The following is a 21,900-nucleotide window of genomic DNA, read 5'->3' on the forward strand; positions in this document are numbered from 1 at the left end:
ATGATCCGCCGGGTGCGGCGCACCCGGCACAGCTGGCAGGTCTTCGGACTTACAGGCGTTACCCGGACTCAGGTTTTCCTACTGGCCGCCGCTTCCCAGGCTTCTTGGTGCTCAACCCAGTGCATATGACGACTGTCGTTCCTGCATACCGCTGCGGGACAGTCCCGGATTCTCACCGGGTTCCCTCTTATGCCGGGCCCGAGGGCCCGGCACTCGATGCTGATACCGGCTCGGATCAAACCCGTGCCACTACCAGCAGACCAGCTGCGTTTCTCATCATATGCGCGCTATCCAACACAAATATTAGCGACTATTCTCTAATATCGTGATCACCTTGGACCAGGCTCAGCAGGTGCTCGATGCGCAGCCCTTCAGTCGCCTCCTCGGGGCATCCGAGTGCCGGGTCGATGAGTCCGGAATCCGGCTCGCACTTGATATCCGTGACGAGCTACGGCAGCAGAACGGGTTTATCCACGGCGGCGTATTGAGCTATCTCGCCGACAACGCGATCACCTACGCGTGCGCCCTCGGTTTGGGCGCGGACATTGTGACCAGCGGATACACCATCGAGTATGTGTCTCCTGCGGGCGATGGGGTGCGACTGCTTGCCGACGCCTCGCTGGTGAGTGCCGGCCACACGAAGGCGCTGGGTCGCTGCGAAATCTCCGTCGAAGGCCACGATGGCAAGACCAAGCTGGTTGCGGTTGCTCAGGGCACGAGCATGGTCCGGCGCCGTGGGGCGTAAAGCGCAGTACACCGCCGACGACATCCTGGACGCTGCGCTGACCCTGGTGACCTCGGGCGGCCCGTCAGCGGCCACCGCCTCCGCCATCGGACGCGTCCTCGGAGCACCGTCAGGTTCGATCTATCACCGATTCGCTAGCCGCGATGAGCTCATGGCCCGGCTCTGGCTGCGATCGATCGCCCGCTATCAGAGCGGGATACTCGCGGCCCTGTGCCTGTCGGATCTCGACGATGCACTTACGGCGACCATTGACCACGCATTCCAGTGGACAACGGCGAACCGCAACGAGGCGCAGCTGCTACTCCAGTACGAGAAAGCTGACCTGGTCGCGCACTGGCCCGACACCCTCGCCGCGGAGCTCACAACACTTAACTCCCGGGTCCGCATGGCGTTGCGCGATTACACCGAGCATCGGTTCGGCGCGATCACTCCCGAACTGATCGACAAAACGATGTTCGCGTTGATCGACATGCCGTACGCAGCGGTGCGCCGTCACCTGCCCGACAGGGGAGAGCCCGCGCCGTGGTTGCGCGAGTTCGTCCGGACCAGCGCCCGGGAGCTTCTCGCCCGCGAGAGTTAGACCGTGGCGTATTTCTGACGCAGGGCCTTCTTATCGAGCTTGCCCAGCGCGGTCAGCGGCAGCGAGTCGGCGACGATCACGTGTTTGGGTGACTGCACCGAACCCTTGCGGTCCTTGACCGCGGACTGGATCTCGGAGGTCATCTTGGACACCGCATCGCCGCTACGGTCGGCATCGGCACGCAGCACCACGATCGCCGTGACCGCCTCGCCCCACTTCTCGTCGGGCACCCCGATGACGCCGACCTGCGCCACCGAGGGATGTTCGGCCACAACGTCTTCCACCTCACGGGGGAACACGTTGAAACCACCGGTGACGATCATGTCCTTGGTCCGGTCGACGATAAACCAGAAACCGTCTTCGTCTTCGCGTGCGACATCGCCGGTGCGCAGCCAGCCGTTTTTGAACGTGTCTGCGGTCTGTTCAGGCAGACCCCAGTAGCCGCCCGCCACCAGCGGCCCAGCCACACAGATCTCGCCGGGCTCACCCTGTTTCACCGGCTGGTCGTTCTCGTCGAGCAGCGCCGTGCGCAAAAACGCCGAGGGCCTGCCACAGCTGGAGAGCCGCTGGGTGTCGTGATCGCCCTTGGCCAGATAGCTGATGACCATGGGCGCTTCGGACTGACCGAAGTACTGCGCAAAGATCGGCCCGAATCGCTTGATTGCCTCCGCGAGCCGTACCGGGTTGATGGCCGAGGCGCCGTAGTAGACGGTCTGCAACGACGACAGGTCGCGGGTCTGAGAATCCGGGTGGTCCAGCAGCGCATAGATCATCGACGGCACCAGCATGGTGGCGGTGATCTTGTGCTCCTCGATCGCGGCCAGTACGGCGCCCGCGTCGAACTTGGGCAGCACCACCATTGACCCACCCTTCATCAGCGTCGGCATGAAGAACGCCGCACCGGCATGTGAAAGCGGGGTACACATCAGGAATTTGGGGCGATCCGGCCATTCCCACTCGGCCAGCTGGATCTGCGTCATGGTGAGAATCGACTGTGAGGTTCCGATGACGCCCTTGGGCTTACCCGTCGTGCCACCCGTGTAGGTGAGGCCGTTGATGTGATCCGGCGACAGGTTGATCGGAAGCAGCGCCCTCGCCTCAAAGTCGGCGGCCGCGGCAACCAGGTCATGTCCGACCTCGGCCAGCTCAGCGGGCACGGGGCCGAGCGTCAGCACGCGGGTCAGCGTCGGCACCTTCTCCACCAGAGCGGCGGCGCGCTCCACGAACTGCGGGGTGGGGTCGATGACGAGCGTGGTGATCTTGGCGTCGGCCAGTACATAGGCATGGTCGTCGAGCGATCCGAGCGGATGCAGTGCGGTACGCCGGGTGCCCAGCAGCTGCCCCGCACCGATCACCAACAGCACCTCGGGGCGATTGAGTGCGAGCATGCCCTGGCCATCGGTGGGATCGGGCACCAGCGCGGTGAAGGCCTGTATGTACTTGCTGATCTCATCGGCCATCTGGGCACCGGTGAGCGTGACATCCCCGAGCACCAGCGCGGGCGCGCTCGCGTTCTTTTTCAGCGCGGCGACCAGCAGGTGCCCGGAGTTGATCGACCCGTGTAGCGGGTCAAATGAGTCAGGCATCGCGCTCCTTGAGTGGAATAGTCGCCGATCAGGCACTTCGCTCGACGTTAGAACATGTTCTAGTTTTGGGCAAGGATTGGCGCGTCGGCCCACGAGGCAGCACCCGACCCAATCCCCTCAAAAGAACCGAACATGCTTGCTAGGCTGGCTAAATGCTCAAGTCCATGGTCGCCAGCACACTATTCGTCTCACTATCGATGTTTGCTACGGCTTTCGCGGGCGCCGATCCGGCAGACCCCGATCCGTTCAATCCCGCTGACTGCATCGGCAATGCCAATGCGGTCTGCAACGTTGGCCCATATGGCCCCAACAGCATGTCGAATCCTGCGAACCCGGCCAGCCCGCTGAATCCCAACAACCCCGCCAACCCGGCCAGCCCAATGAACCCGATGAATCGCCCGGGTCAGATCTGACGGGAGCACCCCTCAGGCTGCGGTGAATCCCTTGGCCCGCTGCGTGTCCCGGGCGCTCCACAGCGTCGACGTGATCTCCGCCTTCACCAGCGGGACCACCTCTTCGGCGAATCGACACAGGGTGTCCTTCTGCTCCTCGAAGTCAGCCTCGGGGCTCAATGAAATCGACTGGAACTCGTGGCCGAAGGCCTCATGCCACTGAATGATCTTCTCGGCCACGCGTTCCGGCGAACCAGCCAGCACCGGGCCACGATCTGCCGCATCCTCGATGGATTCGAAGGAGGGAAACTTGCCGACGGCCTTCGGATGATCCTTGAGCCTGGCCATCTGCGCCAGGCGTGCCTCATAGATCGGCCGGTACTGCGCGATGGCCTGTTCGGTCGTATCCGCCAGGTAGAGCCCTCCCGAACCCGCACCCACGTGCAGATTGGCTGGGTCGTGCCCGTTCTGCGCATACAGCTCCCGATACCTGTCAATGAGAATCTTGTAGTTCTCCTTGGGCTGCAAAGCATTTGCGGTGACTATCGGATCGCCCCACTTCGCGGCGAGTTCAACCGCGAACGTCGAGGTCGCCGACCCGTGCCAGATCCGGAACGGTCCGTCGTACGGCCTAGGCAGCGTTGTCGCGTCGGCCAGCGGATGCCGGTGCGTGCCTGTCCAGTCAACGTGTTCCTCGCGCAGTAGCCGCCGTAGCAGCTCATAGTTCTCTTGCAAGTACTCATACTGCTTGGCGATATCCAGCCCCATCAACGGGTACTGCCGGTCCTCATTACCCTTCCCGATGACGATCTCCAGGCGACCGCGGCTCAGCTGGTCGATGGTGGCGAAGTCCTCCGCCGCACGCACCGGGTCCAAGAGCGAGAGCACCGTGACGCCGGTGGACAACAGGATCCGTTCGGTCGCCGCAGCCACCGCTCCCAGCAGTACCGTGGGCGCTGACGACAGCACGTCTCCCGCATGCCGCTCCCCGACCGCGAAGGAATCCAAACCCAGGCCCTCGGCCAAGACCGCGGTCTCGACCACGCGGTTCAGCCGGTCGGCGGCGGGTGTCAATGCTCCCGTTGCGGGGTTCGGTAGGTAGAAGACAATGTCGAGAAGCTGAAAACGCATATCGCCAGTATGCCGAAACGGACCCCGGTCCGGCAGGGAGGAAATGTTCTGATGATCACCGAACTGGACTCGGTGCTTCTCGACGTTCCGAATCTCGCTGATGCAAAGGCCGCCTATGCCCGGCTGCTCGGAACCGACACCCCGCACCCCCAGCTCCACCTCGGGCTCCCCGATTGGGCACCGCACCCCGGATTGCTGTTCAGCGTCGCAGACCTGTCGTCCGCGGCCCGCACGCTCGATCGCCGCGGCCTAGCACTGGCCTCGTACGGAGAGCTCGTGGCGGGACAGGCCGACGGACTCACCCTGGGACTACGCGAGCGACCGGCAACACACGCGGTCCCGGCGAGCGAGCAGATCGATCACCTGGTGCTGTTCTCCCCGAATCGCGACAGGATCATCGCAACGCTATCCGGACGACTCGGTTTCGATCTGCGCCTGGACCGCATGCAGTCGTGGGGTGTACACCAACTGTTTTTCCGCTGCGCGGGCTTGGTGGTTGAGGTGGTGCTGCGCGATGACGACCCCGCCGGACCGGACTCGCTGTGGGGAATCGCCTGGCGCACCAACGATATTGACGCCTCTCATGCTCGGCTGACGGATGCCGACGTCACTCTCAGTGCCATCCGTGACGGCCATAAGCCGGGCACCAGAGTCGCGACGGTCAAAGATCCTGGGCTGGCAGTCCCCACAATTTTGATTGAACAGCGCTAGCCGCCGACTAGGTTGGGGTCTATGACGACTCCGAACCCGGGAAGCTGGCAACCCGACCCCGACGGACGATTCGAGTTCCGCTGGCACGACGGCCACCGCTGGACGGATCAGGTAGCCCATCAGGGAAAAGTCAGTTCAGCTCCGCTCGGAGGCTCCGCGCCGACCGCCCCACAGCCCAGCCCATCAACCCAAGTTGCACAACCGGCAGCACAGGCCCAACCTCTTGGAGACCAATTCTCGGGTATCAGTGGAGATTTGGTGGACGGCCGCTTCAGCGAGAATGAAGCCAAGCCGATCTCGAACCAGAACGCCAAACTGTTGCGCGTTCGTCTTGGCGAGCCATTCCTGGCGCGTCAAGGATCGATGGTGGCCTACCAGGGCAATGTCGATTTCGCCTTCGAAGGCGGCGGTGCGGCGAAGTTCTTGAAAAAGGCACTCACCGGAGAAGGCTTGCCGCTCATGCGGTGTTCGGGCCAGGGCGACGTATTCCTGGCCGAGCGTGCCTTCGACGTTCATCTACTAAACCTCAACAACGCGGGCCTTTCGATCAGCGGCAAGAACGTGCTGGCCTTCTCGGCAGGACTGAACTGGAACATCGAGCGGGTCAAGGGCGCCAGCATGGTCACCGGCGGCCTGTTCAACACGACATTGCGGGGAACGGGGTGGGTGGCCTTGACTACCGACGGTCCGCCGGTGGTGCTCAATGCCGCAGAGGCGCCGACATTCGCCGACACGAACGCGGTGGTGGCGTGGTCGGCCAACCTTCAGACACAGCTCAAGACGAGTTTCAAAGCCGGCGCCCTCATCGGCCGCGGTTCGGGCGAGGCACTCCAGGTGTCATTCCAGGGCCAGGGATTCGTCATCGTGCAACCATCCGAGGGCGTTCCTGTCGTCACGGCCGGCTAGAGCGTCATCAGCCCCGACAGCTCCCGGGCCCCCCGGGTCAACGTCGCGATCAGTACTTCTCGCTCCGCGCGGGTCGCACTGGGCAGCAGCGGGCCCAGCTGAAGTTCGTAGGCGGCATCGGCACCCACGAAGATGGGCGCCGCCAGATAACTGATGGGCAGCACATCCTCGGATATCAGCTCGTCGCGTGAGTACAGACGCGAGGTGAGCCGGGACAGCTGTCGCAACAGCCGTTCGCGAAGCGCCGCTTCCATCACCTCCGAGCCCGCCGAACCGAGCAGATCCGAGAGCAGGTCAACCATCCCGGTGTCGTCATGGTCGGGGCGGTAGATCACATATCCGCAGTCGGAAACCTGCCGCAGAAGCCGCTGGCCGTAACGCGCGCTCAAGCCGCGGGCGGTGCCGAGCCACTGCGCACGTTCGTCCGACGAACGCCAGGGCATCACGGCTGAACCCGCGGGAAAGGCCAGCGGTATCGTCTGCCCCACCGCGAATCCGGTGACAGCCCTACGTCCCGCCTGCGCTTTGGCGACGATCGTCAACGTCTTCGGACTGATTCGGCTGATGGTCGCCCCCGCCTGTGCTGTTCCGGCTATCCGGGCCAGCACGTCCTGAACCTCGCGGGGCATGGTCGCCTCAACCGCACGTGGAAGCGCCGACCCAACCCGATAACGAAGCTCACCGTCGCGCGTCAACCATCCCGCCGATTCCAGCTCGTTCACCACGGCGGTGGCGGTGGCACGGGGAATACCCGTACTTGCGGCGATCTCGCTCAGCGATTTGGGTTGTGTTGCAGCAGCAAGCATTTCCACGATTCTTATGACGCGTGCGGTCGGCGGTGAAATGGTCGGCATAGGTTCCCTCCCTCTTGCGCGTTGCATTGCTCAGGTCTACAGTGCATCGACTATTCGCCCCAAAGTAGTCGAATATTCGACACGGAGGTAGACATGATTCTGGACCGCTTCAGGCTCGACGGCAACGTCGCGATCGTTACCGGCGCGGGTCGTGGACTGGGCGCGGCGATCGCGGAGGCCTTCGCACAGGCGGGTGCCGATGTGCTGATCGCCTCGCGTACCGAATCCCAACTGCACGAGGTCGCCGCGAAGGTGGCCGCCGCGGGACGTCAGGCCGAGGTGGTCGTGGCCGATCTCTCCGATACCGAGGCATCCGCCTCCCTGGCACAGAAAGCCGTCGACCGGTTCGGACGACTCGACATCGTCGTCAACAATGTGGGCGGCACTATGCCGAAGCCGTTCTTGGACACCACCAACGACGACCTCGCTGAGGCCTTCTCGTTCAACGTCCTCAACGGTCACGCGCTGTTACGTACCGCGGTGCCGCACCTGCTCAAGTCCGATAACGCCTCGGTTATCAACATCACGTCCACCATGGGCCGACTCCCGGGCCGCGCCTTCCTCGGATACTGCACCGCCAAGGGTGCACTTGCTCATTATACCCGCACGGCTGCAATGGATTTGAGTCCGAGAATTCGCGTCAACGGTATCGCCCCCGGCTCCATACTTACCTCTGCGCTGGAGGTCGTGGCGGGCAACGACGAAGTGCGCGGGACACTTGAGAAGAACACGCCGCTACACCGGCTGGGCGATCCGGCCGATATCGCGGCGGCCGCAATCTATCTCGCATCGCCCGCCGGCAGCTTCCTGACCGGCAAGGTGCTCGAAGTCGATGGTGGCCTCATCGCACCCAATCTCGACATTCCCTTACCCGACCTTTCCTGATCGCTTTCTGAAGGGACCTGACATGACAAAGACACGCGTAGCCGTCTGGGGCACAGGAAATGTCGGCCAGCACGCGCTCGCCGGCGTGATCACCGACCCGAACATGGAACTCGTCGGCGTATGGGTATCCGGAGGCCATAAGGCCGGAAAGGACGCCGGCGAGCTGGCCGGGCTCGACACCACCACCGGTGTCACCGCGACCACCGATGCCGCCGAGATCTTGGCACTCAAGCCCGACTGCGTGGTGTACACCGCTATGACCGACAACCGCCTGATGGAGGCGATCGAGGACTTGCGCTCGATCCTGGCAGCCGGGATCAACGTCGCCGCCAGCGCGCCGGTGTTCCTGCAGTATCCGTGGGGCGTCCTGCCGGATAACATGCTGGAACCCATCGAAGCCGCAGCACGGGAAGGCAACTCGTCGATCTTTGTCGGTGGTATCGATCCTGGTTTTGCCAATGACCTACTGCCGCTGGCGCTCATGGGTACCTGCCAGCATGTCGATCAGGTGCGCTGTATCGAGATCGTCGACTACGCGACGTACGACAGCGCAACGGTGATGTTCGACGTCATGGGCTTCGGTAGGCCGATGGACGAGACCCCCCTTCTGCTGCAACCGGGAGTACTATCGCTGGCCTGGGGTTCGGTGGTGCGGCAGCTCGCAGCCGGTCTGGGCATCGAATTGGACGAGGTCACCGAGACGTACGAAAAGCTATCTGCTCCTGAAGATTTCGATATCTCCTCAGGACATATCCCCGCGGGCACCATGGCCGCGCTGCACTTCGAGGTTCGTGGGATGAAGGATGGCAAGGCGGTGACGGTCCTAGAGCACTTCACCCGTCTGCGCGAGGATCTAGCGCCGGACTGGCCACAGCCCGCACACGAGGGTGGCACCTATCGTGTCGAGATCACCGGGGAGCCCAGCTACATACTGGATTTGGGCTCGTTCAGCACACACGGTGATCACAACTACGCCAATCTGATCGCGACGGCGATGCGCGTGGTCAACGCGGTACCTGCCGTCGTCGCGGCCGATGCGGGTATCCGCACCACTTTGGACCTACCGCTGATCACGGGAAAGGGGCGCGCGCGATAGCGTTCGGGCAATGCTCCCGGCGTGAATCCAGTTGCCCAGCCACACCGGCATCGCGAGCGCACCGCCAACCAATCCGAGCGGCCCGGGGAGCAGTGAAACGATTTGCAATGCGCACCACGCTAAACCCGTTGCACGCCAGATATTTCGATTGACATCGCTAATGGTCGGCGATGCCGAAAGGCTTCCGGCGATGTCGTTGACGATGAAGAAGTCTTCAACGAAGTTGAAGGGCAGGGCGAACATCAACCACACCGACCGAGGAGACCGCGTGCGCCCCCATTCGGGCAGGCGCACGAGAATGCGCTGCAGGGTAAGGCAATAGAGGGCTACCAGGCCGAAGAATGTCACGATGGTGGTCACCGCTGCCACTGGGCCGGTTGCGCTGAGTTCCCCGAGAATTCCCGATCCCCATCGCGGCGCCCATAGCGGCTGTAGCAGCAGTGCTACCACCGGGATGGTGAGCACCACGGTCCATGCACGCATCAGCAGACCCTACTGGCGGCTCTTGCGTGGTGGAGGATTACGGCGTGGTGCCGGCGGGGACGTACAGCCTGATGAGCTCTGCGAGCCGCTCACCGACGTCGTCGAGCGTCTCCGTCGACTGCGCGGCGATCGACATGATGACGGCGCCTTCGATCGCCGCGATCATGGTCCGGGCCAGCGAGCGTGCCGCCTCGGCAGCCACGTGATAGCGCGTAAGCCGCTCGGTGAGAATGGCCTGCCAATCCTGGAATGCGTCCGCCGCCACCGCCGAGGCCTCGGGCGCCTCGGTACGTCCCAGCACGGCAGCGACGATCGGGCACCCCGCCTGCATCTCGGTTTCGCCGAGTTGCGCCTTCCACAGTTCGATGAACAACTGAATGCCGTGTGCCGGATCGATATCGTCACCGGCCGCCTTGATGATGGCCGTCAGCTCTTGTCCCGCGAGGCGGGTCGCCTCGGCGACCAGTTCCTGCTTACCGCCGGGAAAGTTGAGGTAGATGGTTCTCCGTGACACACCGCTGTCTTCCAGCAGTGCGTTGAGACCGGTTCCCGCGACGCCACGGCGCCGCACCAGACCCGTCACGCTAGCGATCAACGTGTCACGTGCCGACATCCTGCCCGCCTCCCAACTTGTCAGGTGTTAACTATACCGCTCAGTCTACCGAGTCGCCGCCGGGCCGGGGCACTTATCGGAACATTGCGGTAAACCAATCGGTGTACTACCGTCGGCCGAGTGGCAGACCTACACGATCCTCTTCCACTGGCCTCGGGCCAGGTACTGCGCAATCGACTGATGAAGTCGGCCCTCAGCGAGGGCCTCGGCGACACCTCTCAGGGACCCGACCACCGGCTCGTCGAGTTGTACCGCCGCTGGGGCACCGGCGGGTTCGGCCTCGTCGTCACCGGCAATGTGATGGTTGACCGCAGCCACCTGGGTGAGCCGGGAAATGTGGTCATCGAGGACGACCGGCATCTCGATGGCCTGTCGCGGTGGGCCAAGGCAACCAAGGATGGCGGCGGCCTGATCTGGATGCAGGTGAACCACCCAGGGCGGCAAGCCAACCCGCTCGCCACGGCGTCCCAGCCGGTGGCACCGTCCGCGATCAAGATGAACGTCCCCGGATGGCAAGCGCCACGTGAACTCACCGATGACGAGATCGAGAACATCATCGACCGGTACGCGACCACGGCGTCGATCGCCGATGCGGCCGGGTTCGACGGTGTTCAGATCCACGGCGCACACGGCTATCTGGTGGCACAGTTCCTGTCGCCACGTACCAATCGGCGCACCGACCGGTGGGGAGGCGACCCGGAACATCGGATGCGTTTCGTTCTCGAGGTTGTCCGCCGCACGCGTGCGGCGGTGAGCCCCGGCTTCTCGGTCGCCATCAAGCTCAACTCCGCGGACTTCCAGCGTGGAGGCTTCACCGAGGAAGAGTCGCGGGCAGTCATCGCGGCGCTCGCCTCCGAAGAGGTCGACCTCATCGAAATCAGCGGTGGTACTTACGAATCGCCGGCAATGGAGGGCAGGCCGCTGGTGACATCGGCGTCGACCCAGGCCCGCGAGGCCTACTTCCTCGAGTACGCCCGCACCGCCCGCGAGGCGGCAGGTGACGTACCGATCGCCGTGACAGGAGGCTTCCGCACGGAAGCCGCCATGTCCGACGCCGTCCGATCGGGTGATTGCGATGTCGTGGGGCTCGGGCGCCCGACAACTGTCAATCCCGAGTCCGCCGACAGCCTGCTGACGGCGCGTCAGGACAAGCTGACCGTTCCGGACGCTTCACTGCCCCTACCCGGCTGGCTGGCTTCGACCGGCAGGGCGAAGTCTTTCCTGAGCGCACTGGAACTCCAGTGGCACAACACCCAACTACACCGCCTGGGCGCGGGGACCGACCCGGACCCCACCATCGGCCCGTGGATCACGGCACTTCGACTTCTCAAGAACAACGGGGTCGACGCCTTTCGGAGAAGGAGAAGTTCATGACGGACAAGACACTGCGCAAGTTCCGCAGAGAGCGCGCCATGGGCCGTTACCTGCTCAACCCCGCCGTCTCGGCCCTGACAAAGCTTGGCCTGCGTACAGCGCTCGCCTCGGAGCTGGAAACCACCGGACGCAAGACCGGCCAGCTGCGGCGAGTCCCGGTCTCGGTCCAGTTCGACGCGACCGGTGCGTGGGTAATCAGCCAGCACGGCACCCGCTCGGGCTGGGGCAGCAATATCGCCGCGAATCCCAATGTCCGCCTGAAGCAGGGAAACAGGTGGCGTACCGGAACCGCCCAGTTCCGGCCCGATGACGACGTCGTCGCGCGGGGCCGCAAGTTCGGGGCCGTCGGCGCGCGGGTGGTCAAGGCACTGGAGACCACCCCGATATCGGTGCGCATCGATTTCACCGACTGAGGACAAGGAATACGGGATATGCCTCTCTATCAGTGCATAACACGTGCGGAGAGCCTCACCGACGAGGTGCGGCAGGCCATCGCCCAGGAATTCACACGTATTCACTGCGAAATCACCGGCGCTCCGGCGGTATTCGTCCACGTGGTCTTCAATGAATACCAACCAGGCCACCACTATCTGGCGGGCAAACCGGAAAGCGACACCACCTTCATCGCGGGCACTATCCGTTCAGGGCGTTCCCTGGAACAACGTCAACAACTGCTCCGTGAACTCTCGTCCGCCTGGCACGAGCTGACCGGCCAGTCGGAGGAGGAACTCGTCCTGGGCATTTCCGAACAGGACGCCTCCGCAGTCATGGAAGCCGGGCTCATTTTCCCCGAGGCCGGCGCCGAGGCCGCCTGGTTTGAGCAGAACCGAGAGAAGCTGGGCTTCCTTCTCAACCAGTAGGCCCAAATCCGCCACTGGCACACTTGCGCACTTTTGTGCCATTGAGTTAGCGTGGTGCTCATGGTCGATCAGAGCGCCATCACCCGTCCCGTCAGCCTCGACGAAGGGCTCCGGGAAGCAATCCCCATGCCCGTGGAAGACCCTGCGGACGACTCCGTGGAAACCCCGCGACTGGGCGCCGACTCCCTGGTGTGGAAGTTCTACGGGGATGTCCGTGGCGTCCTCGGCTTTCAGCGGCTCGCCGGCACCGAGAACTGCATCGAACAGCTGGGTAAGGCGGTCGAGGACCATTCGGTGATCTTCACCGACACCCTTGGCCGCGCACGCCGCTCCGGGCCGCCCATCATGAAGACCATCTACTCGGCGGACCCACAGAAGTGGGGGCGGATGGTGCGCGATTTCCACAAGCCGATCACCGGAACCATCAGCGACGGATCGCGTTACCACGCACTCAATCCCGAGCTCTTCTATTGGGCGCATGCGACTTTCGTCGACCAGGTCTTGTACATCACCGACACATTCATCCGGCGTCTCTCCTACGCCGAGAAGGTACGGATCTTCGAGGAGAGCAAGGTCTGGTACAGCCTCTACGGGGTCAGTGCGCGCAATCAGCCGCAGACGTACGACGAGTTCGTCACCTACATGGAGGGCATGTTCGACCGGTTCGTGCCGACCAAGACGATCCTCTACGCGACGGGCTACATCCGCCAGGGCGTGCCCGGGCCCAAGCAGATTCCCAAGCCGCTGTGGCGTCTGCTGTCGGCGCCACTGAACGCCTTCATCCGGACGGTCGTCGTCGGAACGCTCCCGCCGCAGATGAAGCAGGTCTGCCGACTGGAGTGGAGCGACAAGAAGGAACGCAACTTCCAGCGCTTCGCCACGGTCATGCGCGCATTGAACCCGTTGTTCAACAGGCTGCCGGTGCGGGCGCTGTACCTGCCGTGGGCGTCCGAGGGCTGGAATCGTGAAGGAGTCGACCCCCGCCCGCTGTACAACCGGGCGCCATGACCACACTCGTGGGGGTGACCAGCGCCCCACCCACCGATGCCGTACTCGATGCCGCGCGCATTGAGTTCGAGCGGCACGGTATGCGCCGCGCCAACATGGACGCCATCGCACGTCGCGCCGGGGTGAGCCGCCGCACCCTCTACCGCCGCTTCCCCACCAAGGAAGCGCTGTTCGAGCACCTCATCGAGGCAGAGAGTCTGGGCATCTTCGGCCAGCTCGCCGTCGCCGCCAACGGCCAGGATGCCCAGGGCGCCATCGTCGAGTGCTTCACGCTGGCCATGCGGCTCATCACGGAAAGCCGGCTAGCGGGCACCATCATCGAGAACGAGCCGGAACTCGTCATCGGCCTCAACACGCCTTCTGGGGAGAAGGCCATTGTGCGAGCCAGCGCGCTGGTGGCGTCCAGCCTGCGGCACAGCGGCGCCACAATGCCCGATGACGCAGTGCTCGCGGTGTCGGAAATCCTTGTGCGGCTGGTTGGTTCCCTGCTCACCAACCGCGCCGGCGTACTCGATATCACCGATACCGTGGCGGTACGGCGGTACGCACAGACCTACCTGGCTCGATTGGTCTGGTAGTACTACTCGTTCAGAAACCGACCTTGAGTCGGCATCTGACTAAACTGCCTGCATGGCGACACGGCGGCAGATGTACGCAGAACAGACTCGTTCGGACCTTCTGGATTCCGCGCGCCGGCATTTCACGACGACCGGCTACAACAGCGTGACCGTCGACGACATCGTCAGCAGCATCGAAGTCAGCAAGGGCACGTTCTACTACCACTTCTCCGATAAGCAGGCGATGTTCAGCGCCCTGCTCACCGAATGCCTGACCGAGACCGCCGATACCGTCACCACTGCCATCCGCCTCCTGGACAAGCCCGGCGCCAACGGCCCCCAGGTCGCGGCCACGTCAGCATGGGTGTACCTGTCCCGATCGCGCGACGACAGGACCTACCGGGAACTCATGCGCCAAGCGCCGATGGTCCTCGGCGAGGAGACCTACCGCCACATCGACGACACCATCGTGCTGCCTCCCTTGGTCACACTCATGGAGACCCTTGCCGCCCGTCATGAACTGAAGGCGGGTGTGCACACCCATATGGCCGCCCGGATGCTCATGACGATGTTCGTCACCGCCAACAGCATCATCGCCGAATCCGATGATCCCGCAACAACAATGACAGAAGTCGCCGATACGATCGCCACCATGTTCAGTGGGATCGTGCTCGGAGACGTCCCGCTGTCGCGGGCCGCCGCTAACGGATAGCCAGGAACAGGAGTGTGCGCAGGAAGGGGCGCACCGCGAACGCCGTCCAGCGCAACGGGAACCATCCCACCCACTTCGGAGTGAACGCCACTGTCCAGCGCACCAGCACCTTGTTCCCATCAGCGGCGAGCTCCCAACGCTCACCGAATGCCTTGATAACCAAGGGAACCGAAACACCGGTCCCGATCGCGACCAGCTTGAGGCCCTCTTCGCTGTGAACTACCTTCTCGGTGATCGCGAACAGCGGAGTGCGGGTCACCACCTGGTCACCCGATCTCACCGGGCCGGACACAAAGGGAATCGTCTCCAGGTAGCCGCCCTCGGAGACCTGAGTCCACACCCGCTCGACGGGCCCCGGCACGGTGACCTGCGCGGTGACAGCGAACGATGCCCCCTTGTCGAAAAAATCGGTGTCCGGCATGGCCACCCCGAAGCGTCGCGGCCCGCTGTCGCCGGAGGCTAGGGCGAACAGCACCACAGCCCCCAGCAAGCCCCCGAGGGCCAGCACTCCCACGACGATCCCGATCAGCACCGGAGTGGACATGGTCCTCCTTGAGTACGAGTTGCCATTAACTGACTCGCGAGTCAGTTAGCAAGCTAGCCCTCCTACCAGCACCCACAGAAGCGCAATCGCACAAGTTCGTGACCGAGGCCAGTCTGAGGCGCCCATTTCTTGTGACCCACCCCCGTATCGCTACCGGCGGCCCGCACGCAAACTTGCGTCGACAATTCGGGTAGCTCTACTCATGTCCTATCGGGCCTCAGCTGCCACCGTGGTCTCATGAGCACATCGGAGCCCACCGTCCGCGCCTCCACGGCGTACTACGTCCAGTCCGCAATCGCCTTCGCGGTCGCATTCGCCTCCACGCTGGGCGGCATCGCCTACCTACCGATATCGCCGTGGCCCCGCGCGTTCCTTGCGGTGTGCACCCTGTTCTTGGTCACCAGTTGCTTCGGGCTGGCCAAGGTCATCCGGGACACCCACGAGTCACAACAGGTCCGCAACCGCATCGACGAGGCGCGCATCGAGCAGATTTACGCCGAGCACAACCCGCTGAAGCCGGCGATCTAGTTCAGCACCCGATCACCGGCACGCAACAACGCACTGGGGACCTCGTGCCCGACGACCGATTGCACCACCCGGGCGGCCGCGATCGCGGCTTCGAGGTCCACATCGACGCCGATACCGCTGTCCCGCAGCAGATACACCAGATCCTCGGTGGCGATGTTGCCGGTTGCGCCCGGCGCGAACGGACAGCCACCGAGTCCGCCGATCGAGGAGTCCAGCCGCGTCACTCCGGACTGCACGGCGGCGTACGCGCTGGCCAAACCAGATCCACGGGTGTTGTGGAAATGTGCGCCCAGCGGTGCATTACCGACGATAGGCCGCACCGCCGCAACGAGATTCGTGACGCGACGCGGTGTCGTAGTACCAATGGTGTCGGCAACGGCGTACCGGTCCACCCCCCAATCGCGGGCTCGGCGCACGATATCGAGCACTCGATCTTCCGGGGTGGGTCCGTCGAACGGGCAGTCCCATGAACAGGCCACTATCACCTCCACCGTGGCATCGGCCTCACCGGCGAGCGCCACGATTTCCTCGATACGCGCGGTGGCCTCAGCGCTGCTAGCACCGACGTTGGCTCGACTGTGTCCATCGGACGCCGAAACCACGTACTCCAGCGAGGTCAGTCCCGCCGCCAGGGCACGCTTGGCGCCGTTGGGGCTGGCGATGAGGGCAGAGAACTCGATATCCGGGTAGTTATCCAGCTGCGCCGACAACTCGGCGGCGTCGGCCAGCGCCGGCATCTTGGAGGGCGAGACGAATGCGGTGGCCTCCACCTCTCGCACCCCTGTCGCCGCTATCGCATCGAGCAGTGTCAGCTTGTCCGCCAACGAGATCGGTGCCTCAAGCTGAAGTCCGTCTCGCAGCAGCACCTCGCGGATGGTGACGTGGGCAGGCAGACTCATACGACCCCCTCGGCCCGCAACTTCTCGATATCCGCGGCGCTCCTGCCCAGCAGTCCCCCAAAGACGTCCTCGTTGTGCTGGCCGGGCCGGGCCGGGCCGGCGTTGCGGACACCGCCCGGCGATTCGGACAGCACCGGGACCACGCCGGGCCCCAGCACCGACCGGTCGAGCCGTTCATCGAAATGTTCGACGAGCATCTCTCGGGCCTTGAGCTGCGGGTCCTGCACCACATCGGCGACGGTGTTGATAGGGCCTGCGATGACACCGGCCGCACTGAGCACGTCGATGATGTCGGCGGGTAGACGCCCAGCCGCCCATTCGGCGATGATCGCGTCGAGTTCGTCCTGATTGCGGCCCCGCGCAACGTGATCGACAAAGCGCTCATCAGTGCTCAGCTGCGGCTGATCCATCGCTTCGCAGAGCCTGCGGAACACGGTGTCTTGATTGGCAGCGATGACCACCCAGCTGCCGTCCGCGCTCTGATAGATGTTCGATGGCGCAATGCCCTCCAGCCGGGTTCCCGACGGGCCACGCACCACGCCACCCACGTCGTAATCAGGAATGGTGGATTCCTGCACTGCCAAACAACTCTCGGTCAGGGCCGTATCGACGATCTGTCCGCGGCCAGTGACGGTTCTCCGGTACAGCGCAGCCAGCGCACCCTGGGCGGCGAACATCCCGGCAAGGGTGTCACCGATCGAGAGCGCCATCCGGGGCGGCGGACCGCCGGGGAAACCATTGAGATGCCGTAGGCCGCTCGCCGCCTCGGCCACCGATGCGTACCCGGCCTTGTGTGCGTCCGGCCCGGTCTGTCCATAGCCGGAGACTCGAACCAGGATGATGCCCTTATTGCGTTCGGCAAGGACCTCGTAGCCCAGGCCCCACTTCTCCAGGGTGCCGGGCCGGAAGTTCTCCACGATCACATCCGACTTCTCGACAAGGTCGAGGAACAGCGCGCGCCCCGCCTCGGTGCGCAGATCCAGGGTGATGGCCTTCTTGTTGCGGGCGTGCACCGTCCAGAACACATGGTGCCCGTCGACCTCGGCCTGCCCCCAGGTTCGCAACGGGTCCGGCGCGCCGGGCGGTTCGATCTTGAGCACCTCGGCGCCCATATCCCCTAGCAGCCGGCCGGCGAAAGGCCCGGCAATCAGGGTGCCCAGCTCCAGCACCCGGATCCCATCGAGAGCACCCGTCATGCCCGTGACGCTACTACTCCGTCGAGAGCGAGCCTGACGGGGAAATACGGTGGGTAATCCGCGTCAGGCTCGCACTCGATCCACAGAGAGCCGCAGGCTACTTAGTGGTGTAGCCGCCGTTGATCAGGATGGTCTGCCCCGTGATCCACCAGCCATCGCTCACCAGGAACCGCACGAACGGTGCAATGTCCTCGATATCGGTCAGGCCGGTCTTGGAGAACGGCGAAAGCGCAGCCGCCGTCTTGTGATACGCCACCGCATCCTCACCCTCGGCCGGGTAGAAGAACGGGGTGTCCATCGGGCCGGGGCCGATCGCCGTCACCGAAATGCCGCGCTCCCCGTACTCCTTCGACGCGGCACGGGTGAAGTGCTCCACCGGCGCCTTCGTCCCGGCGTATGCCGCGTAGAAGGGGGTGTACGCGCCGAGCAGAGACGTCACCAGCGTGAGGATCTTGCCGTTGTCGTTGACGTGCTTACCCGCCTCCTTGAGGAACAGGAACGCGGATTTGGAGTTCACCGCGCTCGCCTCGTCGTACTCCTCCTCGGTGATCTCGGTGAACGGCTTCTTGATGACCTTGCCGACCGTGTTGATGGCGATATCGGGGCGCCCCACCGCCTCGACGGTGTCCGTGAACAGTTTGCTTACGGCGTCTCCGGTGGTCAGATCCCCCTGGAAGGCCACCGCCTTCGCTCCGGCCGCCGCGACCGCGGCCACCGTCTCGTCGGCCGCAGCCTTGCTCGACGGGCTGTTGTAGTGGATCGCCACCGCGCCCACGCCGTGCTCGGCCAAATCCCGAGCGATGAGCCCGCCCAGGTTCTTCCCGCCACCCGTAATGAGCACGGTCTTTCCGGTCAATGAATGATCAGCCACTCGACTATCTCCCTTTTCGTATGCGGATGCCGTCCGTAAATGGGTTCCATCGTCACCCACTTTCCCTCATCCAAGATCGTAGGTTTCAGTTACACAAGGGAAAACCACATTATTCTTGTATACGCACAAATAGGAGTTGTCATTGCAGATGGACGAGGTAACCGAGGGTAGTTCGCTGACCGACCTGTTGGACTCCCGGCGATTGTTTCAGTTCGTGGTGGCTGCGGAAGCCCCGACGCTGGCCGCTGCGGCGGCCGAGCTATTCATCACCCAACAGGCGCTGTCGTCGGCGATCCGCCAACTGGAACGCGATCTCGGTGTCGAGCTGTTCTCGCGGGCGCAACGCAGCCTGCAACTGACCGACGCCGGCCAAGAGCTGCACACCGGCGCCAAACCGCTGCTCGCCGGGATACGCATACTTGCCGACGCGACACGCAACCTGTCAAATCCGCAGCGGGCCTTCGTGATCGGACATTCGCCGGCGATCTCCAGCGAGGAGGTGTACCGGCTCATCGAACCGGCCGTTATCGCCGATCCGACGATGTCGATCACCGTGCGGCAGATCTTTCCGAGCACGATGCGCGACGGGCTGCTCGATGGCTCGCTTGATTTGGCGTTACGCCGCGGGGTCGATATGCCACCTGACTTGGCCACCGACACGCTCCTCTATCAGCCGTTATGTATCGCCGTCGAGCAATCGCATAGCCTCGCCACGCGCGATCGCATCAATATCACCGAGATCGCGGAGTTCCCCATCGTGGTGTGGGCGCCGCCCCGCCATTCGTTCTACACGGACCTGCTGGTTTCGCATTGCCGACGAAGTGGTTTCGAACCGCAACTGCACGTCAATCCGGTACAAGGCACGCCGCCGTACACGGCCGTACTCGCACACCCCGATCACTGTGCATTCGTCACCGACGAGCCGGGGGACGTCTATCACGGCAAGGTGCGGGTAGTCGAGATCGCCGATCCCCCATTGGTTCCCGTGCAGGCGGTATGGCTCCCTCATTCGGTGTCTGCCATCCGCACCACTCTGTTCGAGGCTATCCAGCGCACAGCTGTTGTCAGCGCGCCGTCCCGGTTGGAAGATGGAGGTGTTCAGAGAAGCACCCCGAGACGTTCCCATGTCACACATACATCGGATGTTCGTTGATCGCCAGGACGCCGGCCGCGTACTGGCACACATCCTTGCGCCCTACAACATGCACGATGTGGTGGTCCTCGCGTTGCCGCGTGGCGGGATACCGGTAGGGCGGGAAATCGCAAAGGCTCTGGGTGCCCCTCTTGAGGTGCTGGTCGTACGCAAGCTCGGTGTCCCCGGACACGAGGAGTACGCAATGGGTGCCATCGCCAGCGGCGGCCAGATGGTCGTCGACGAGGACATCGTGCGCACGATGCGAGTCACTCCGGAACAGCTCGAAGACGTCGCCGCCCGGGAGCGTCGGGAGCTGGCCCGGCGCGAATGCGCGTACCGAAATCAGTGCAGCACCGAAATCAACGGCAAGACAGTCGTTCTGGTCGACGACGGGATCGCCACCGGCGCGACGATGCGCGCCGCCTTACTGACCATCGGAAATGCTTCGCCCACGCGGGTGGTGGCGGCCGTTCCCATTGCCCCACGATCGGCGTTCCGCCGATTCGGTTCCCTCGTCGATGATTTCGTCGTTGCCGCCTCTCCCTCCCGATTCCTCGCGGTGGGTGACGCCTACCAAGACTTTCACCAGGTCTCCGATGACGAGGTGCGCACGCTCCTTTCTCGTTGACTGTGCGTCCATGGCGGCGATCCGCCACAAGATGCGAGAACCGGCCCACCCTGCGCGCACAGTCGACGAAGAGGCCTACCGTGGGGACATGCGTGCAGTTGTGCTGGCGGTCTTGTCACTTGTCCTACTTGCGGGTTGCGGCGATCGCGGGCTCGATACACCCACCGCGGCAGCCGACACCCCCGTCCCCACTGTGACCGCCACCCCGTCCGAGGTTCCGCCCGTTGAGGCGGTAACTCTTTTCGACGACAACCCGCGGATCGTCGACAGCCGTCCGATGGCATTCGACACCTGGAGTCGTTCCCCCGACGGCAACGCGGTGACCGTGTACTTCACCAGCGGAACGCCGCAATGCCACGGCGCGCACGCAACGGTCCACGAGACCGATGACACTGTCGAGATCGCGTTACGCGGCGGCACGCCGCCGGAGGCCGTCGGCAAGATGTGCATCCTGATCGCCGTGCAGGGCAGTCTCAGTGTGCCACTGGAGAATCCACTCGGCGACCGGCGATTACTCAGCGTGTCATGACGGGCGCGGAGCCTCTCATTTCACCGGGTTGTGCTTGAAGCTCACGCTGACGATGCCATGGTCCCCGGTACCCGTCTCCCGGTGGTTCTCGAAGTTCAGGTGGTCGTTGTTGATCAGCAGCCCGTCGAAGAGCCACACCCGCTTACGACTGTGGTCATAGAACTGCTCGCTGACCATCACATGGTCCAGCGACTCTCGCAGATCCTGATGCACGTGCGTGTAATAGACATCGCGAGTGTCCCGATACTCCTGCAGCGTTTGCGCCGAGTACAACCCAAAATCACTGCCGCCCTTTGAGTCCCCCACGAGGTAGCGGGGCTGTGCGGTGAGGATGTTGGCGGTATTGCTTTCCTTACCGTCGTTCATATCGCCGAGCAGGATGACCGGGGTTTCGGTGTCCCGCAGGACTCCGTTGAGCAGGATCCGCACCGCGACGGCTTCCGCGGTTCGGCGGATGGTCGAGATCCCGTCACCCAGCGCCTGCTGATGCGGACGATAGGTCGCGGGGGTCTTCTTGTACCACGCCTCCTGGCTGACCTGTGTGGGCAACTTCGACTTGAGGTGCACCACGAAGACTTCCGTAGCGGGCTCGTCGTCGCGCAGCTGAATCCGGAAGTTCAGCACCGGCCGCGAGAAGCTCTTGATCGAGACATCGATGACGGGTGCCTGCGGATCGGCGGGGTCATCCTTCGACTCGAGCCGCACCGCCTTGGGGAAGTCCGTGATCCACTTGGGTTTTCCGGTAAGCAGTCCTTTGCGCACCAGTGCGGCGCAGGTGATCGAGGTTCCTACGGCCGGGGTGGCCAGGATGTCGTATTCGTCGGCCAGTCCCTTCGGGTCCACCGCGAGGATCGCCTCCAGGGCGCTCTTGCTCCACACCTCTTGCAACCCGACCACGTCGGCCCCGATGCTCCCCAGTTGCCATGCCGCCCACTCGGTCTTGCGTTTGAATTCCTCGGGGGTCCACGGCTTGGTTTTCGCGTAGAGCGGAGTGTCCGCATCCTGCAGGTTGTACATGTTGAACGTCGCGACACTGAATGCGGTGCGGACCATGTCTGGCTCCCTTGAGCGATGGCT

General features: G+C 63.8%; 26 protein-coding genes, 1 pseudogene and 1 riboswitch. Of the genes and pseudogenes, 17 read left to right on the plus strand and 10 right to left on the minus strand.

Features of this window, described 5'->3' with window-relative positions; all coding sequences use genetic code 11:
* Window positions 1-17 precede the first annotated feature (17 nt).
* Window positions 18-232, minus strand: a riboswitch (cobalamin riboswitch).
* 93 nt (window positions 233-325) lie between these two features.
* Window positions 326-745, plus strand: coding sequence for a PaaI family thioesterase (locus BB28_RS23115; protein WP_046255223.1), 420 nt, complete (start codon window positions 326-328; stop codon window positions 743-745).
* Window positions 735-1,325: a TetR/AcrR family transcriptional regulator gene (locus tag BB28_RS23120; protein WP_046255224.1), complete on the plus strand. Its 591-nt coding sequence runs from the start codon at window positions 735-737 to the stop codon at window positions 1,323-1,325. The genes BB28_RS23115 and BB28_RS23120 overlap by 11 nt, the downstream gene beginning before the upstream one ends.
* On the opposite strand, the gene fadD8 is transcribed toward BB28_RS23120, so the two are convergent.
* Entirely contained in the window at window positions 1,322-2,911 is a 1,590-nt protein-coding gene (gene fadD8, locus BB28_RS23125; protein WP_046255225.1) for a fatty-acid--CoA ligase FadD8, read from the minus strand. The two genes, BB28_RS23120 and fadD8, sit on opposite strands and share 4 nt — an antisense overlap.
* A gap of 152 nt (window positions 2,912-3,063) precedes the next feature.
* On the opposite strand from fadD8, the pseudogene BB28_RS23130 reads away from it, so the two are divergent.
* A pseudogene (locus BB28_RS23130) lies at window positions 3,064-3,306 on the plus strand (hypothetical protein); the annotation flags it as partial.
* Between the two features lie 30 nt (window positions 3,307-3,336).
* On the opposite strand, the gene BB28_RS23135 reads toward BB28_RS23130, so the two are convergent.
* A complete protein-coding gene (locus tag BB28_RS23135) occupies window positions 3,337-4,434 on the minus strand; it encodes an LLM class flavin-dependent oxidoreductase (protein WP_046255227.1) in 1,098 nt (365 codons plus the stop codon).
* Between the two features lie 51 nt (window positions 4,435-4,485).
* Here BB28_RS23135 and BB28_RS23140 point away from each other — a divergent pair, with 51 nt between their 5' ends.
* Together BB28_RS23140 and BB28_RS23145 are read left to right on the plus strand one after the other, a co-directional pair.
* The gene (locus tag BB28_RS23140; protein WP_046255228.1) at window positions 4,486-5,145 is read left to right on the plus strand and encodes a VOC family protein; all 660 of its coding nucleotides are present in this window, start codon (window positions 4,486-4,488) and stop codon (window positions 5,143-5,145) included.
* Window positions 5,146-5,166: 21 nt separating this feature from the next.
* Entirely contained in the window at window positions 5,167-6,051 is an 885-nt protein-coding gene (locus BB28_RS23145; RefSeq protein WP_046255229.1) for an AIM24 family protein, read from the plus strand.
* Here BB28_RS23145 and BB28_RS23150 read toward each other — a convergent pair.
* On the minus strand, window positions 6,048-6,905 hold the full coding sequence (locus tag BB28_RS23150; RefSeq protein WP_075874134.1) for a helix-turn-helix domain-containing protein: 858 nt from the start codon (window positions 6,903-6,905) through the stop codon (window positions 6,048-6,050). The two genes, BB28_RS23145 and BB28_RS23150, sit on opposite strands and share 4 nt — an antisense overlap.
* A 93-nt stretch (window positions 6,906-6,998) precedes the next feature.
* Between BB28_RS23150 and BB28_RS23155 the strand changes: the two genes are divergently transcribed.
* Together BB28_RS23155 and BB28_RS23160 are read left to right on the plus strand one after the other, a co-directional pair.
* A complete protein-coding gene (locus BB28_RS23155; RefSeq protein WP_046255231.1) occupies window positions 6,999-7,790 on the plus strand; it encodes an SDR family oxidoreductase in 792 nt (263 codons plus the stop codon).
* 22 nt (window positions 7,791-7,812) lie between these two features.
* Window positions 7,813-8,886, plus strand: a complete 1,074-nt coding sequence (locus BB28_RS23160) for an NAD(P)H-dependent amine dehydrogenase family protein (protein WP_046255232.1) — start codon at window positions 7,813-7,815, stop codon at window positions 8,884-8,886.
* Here the strand turns inward: BB28_RS23160 and BB28_RS23165 are convergent.
* Together BB28_RS23165 and BB28_RS23170 are read right to left on the minus strand one after the other, a co-directional pair.
* Window positions 8,851-9,369: a hypothetical protein gene (locus BB28_RS23165; RefSeq protein WP_046255233.1), complete on the minus strand. Its 519-nt coding sequence runs from the start codon at window positions 9,367-9,369 to the stop codon at window positions 8,851-8,853. The genes BB28_RS23160 and BB28_RS23165 overlap by 36 nt on opposite strands.
* Before the next feature lie 37 nt (window positions 9,370-9,406).
* Window positions 9,407-9,982 (minus strand): TetR/AcrR family transcriptional regulator, encoded by a 576-nt coding sequence (locus BB28_RS23170; protein ID WP_046255234.1) that lies wholly within the window; start codon window positions 9,980-9,982, stop codon window positions 9,407-9,409.
* 120 nt (window positions 9,983-10,102) lie between these two features.
* Between BB28_RS23170 and BB28_RS23175 the strand changes: the two genes are divergently transcribed.
* The 6 genes from BB28_RS23175 to BB28_RS23200 all read left to right on the plus strand — a co-directional run bounded on the left by BB28_RS23175 (window position 10,103) and on the right by BB28_RS23200 (window position 14,493).
* Window positions 10,103-11,356, plus strand: coding sequence for an NADH:flavin oxidoreductase/NADH oxidase family protein (locus BB28_RS23175; RefSeq protein WP_046255235.1), 1,254 nt, complete (start codon window positions 10,103-10,105; stop codon window positions 11,354-11,356).
* A complete protein-coding gene (locus BB28_RS23180; RefSeq protein ID WP_030097479.1) occupies window positions 11,353-11,769 on the plus strand; it encodes a nitroreductase family deazaflavin-dependent oxidoreductase in 417 nt (138 codons plus the stop codon). The genes BB28_RS23175 and BB28_RS23180 overlap by 4 nt, the downstream gene beginning before the upstream one ends.
* Before the next feature lie 18 nt (window positions 11,770-11,787).
* Window positions 11,788-12,216, plus strand: coding sequence for a tautomerase family protein (locus BB28_RS23185; protein ID WP_046255236.1), 429 nt, complete (start codon window positions 11,788-11,790; stop codon window positions 12,214-12,216).
* Window positions 12,217-12,276: 60 nt separating this feature from the next.
* Entirely contained in the window at window positions 12,277-13,224 is a 948-nt protein-coding gene (locus tag BB28_RS23190; protein ID WP_046256108.1) for an oxygenase MpaB family protein, read from the plus strand.
* Window positions 13,221-13,802: a TetR/AcrR family transcriptional regulator gene (locus BB28_RS23195; protein WP_030097482.1), complete on the plus strand. Its 582-nt coding sequence runs from the start codon at window positions 13,221-13,223 to the stop codon at window positions 13,800-13,802. Before BB28_RS23190 ends, BB28_RS23195 begins: the two co-directional genes overlap by 4 nt.
* A 70-nt stretch (window positions 13,803-13,872) precedes the next feature.
* Window positions 13,873-14,493, plus strand: a complete 621-nt coding sequence (locus BB28_RS23200) for a TetR/AcrR family transcriptional regulator (protein WP_052740411.1) — start codon at window positions 13,873-13,875, stop codon at window positions 14,491-14,493.
* Here BB28_RS23200 and BB28_RS23205 read toward each other — a convergent pair.
* Window positions 14,483-15,037 carry an SRPBCC family protein gene (locus BB28_RS23205; protein ID WP_046255238.1) on the minus strand — a complete coding sequence of 185 codons (555 nt, stop codon included), beginning with the start codon at window positions 15,035-15,037 and terminating at the stop codon, window positions 14,483-14,485. The two genes, BB28_RS23200 and BB28_RS23205, sit on opposite strands and share 11 nt — an antisense overlap.
* 237 nt (window positions 15,038-15,274) lie before the next feature.
* Here BB28_RS23205 and BB28_RS23210 point away from each other — a divergent pair, with 237 nt between their 5' ends.
* Window positions 15,275-15,565, plus strand: coding sequence for a YiaA/YiaB family inner membrane protein (locus BB28_RS23210; RefSeq protein WP_046255239.1), 291 nt, complete (start codon window positions 15,275-15,277; stop codon window positions 15,563-15,565).
* On the opposite strand, the gene BB28_RS23215 is transcribed toward BB28_RS23210, so the two are convergent.
* The 3 genes from BB28_RS23215 to BB28_RS23225 all read right to left on the minus strand — a co-directional run bounded on the left by BB28_RS23215 (window position 15,562) and on the right by BB28_RS23225 (window position 18,531).
* Window positions 15,562-16,464: a hydroxymethylglutaryl-CoA lyase gene (locus tag BB28_RS23215; protein ID WP_046255240.1), complete on the minus strand. Its 903-nt coding sequence runs from the start codon at window positions 16,462-16,464 to the stop codon at window positions 15,562-15,564. The genes BB28_RS23210 and BB28_RS23215 overlap by 4 nt on opposite strands.
* Window positions 16,461-17,660: a CaiB/BaiF CoA transferase family protein gene (locus tag BB28_RS23220; protein WP_046255241.1), complete on the minus strand. Its 1,200-nt coding sequence runs from the start codon at window positions 17,658-17,660 to the stop codon at window positions 16,461-16,463. Before BB28_RS23220 ends, BB28_RS23215 begins: the two co-directional genes overlap by 4 nt.
* A gap of 97 nt (window positions 17,661-17,757) precedes the next feature.
* Window positions 17,758-18,531 (minus strand): SDR family oxidoreductase, encoded by a 774-nt coding sequence (locus BB28_RS23225; protein ID WP_046255242.1) that lies wholly within the window; start codon window positions 18,529-18,531, stop codon window positions 17,758-17,760.
* 148 nt (window positions 18,532-18,679) lie between these two features.
* Between BB28_RS23225 and BB28_RS23230 the strand changes: the two genes are divergently transcribed.
* The 3 genes from BB28_RS23230 to BB28_RS23240 all read left to right on the plus strand — a co-directional run bounded on the left by BB28_RS23230 (window position 18,680) and on the right by BB28_RS23240 (window position 20,823).
* Window positions 18,680-19,684: a LysR family transcriptional regulator gene (locus tag BB28_RS23230; RefSeq protein ID WP_046255243.1), complete on the plus strand. Its 1,005-nt coding sequence runs from the start codon at window positions 18,680-18,682 to the stop codon at window positions 19,682-19,684.
* Window positions 19,674-20,294, plus strand: coding sequence for a phosphoribosyltransferase (locus BB28_RS23235; RefSeq protein WP_046255244.1), 621 nt, complete (start codon window positions 19,674-19,676; stop codon window positions 20,292-20,294). Before BB28_RS23230 ends, BB28_RS23235 begins: the two co-directional genes overlap by 11 nt.
* Before the next feature lie 88 nt (window positions 20,295-20,382).
* A complete protein-coding gene (locus BB28_RS23240; RefSeq protein ID WP_046256109.1) occupies window positions 20,383-20,823 on the plus strand; it encodes a hypothetical protein in 441 nt (146 codons plus the stop codon).
* 15 nt (window positions 20,824-20,838) lie between these two features.
* Here BB28_RS23240 and BB28_RS23245 read toward each other — a convergent pair whose 3' ends face one another.
* On the minus strand, window positions 20,839-21,876 hold the full coding sequence (locus BB28_RS23245; RefSeq protein WP_046255245.1) for an endonuclease/exonuclease/phosphatase family protein: 1,038 nt from the start codon (window positions 21,874-21,876) through the stop codon (window positions 20,839-20,841).
* Window positions 21,877-21,900 lie beyond the last annotated feature (24 nt).

Source organism: Mycobacteroides chelonae CCUG 47445, assembly GCF_001632805.1.
GTDB classification, from domain to species: Bacteria; Actinomycetota; Actinomycetes; order Mycobacteriales; family Mycobacteriaceae; genus Mycobacterium; species Mycobacterium chelonae.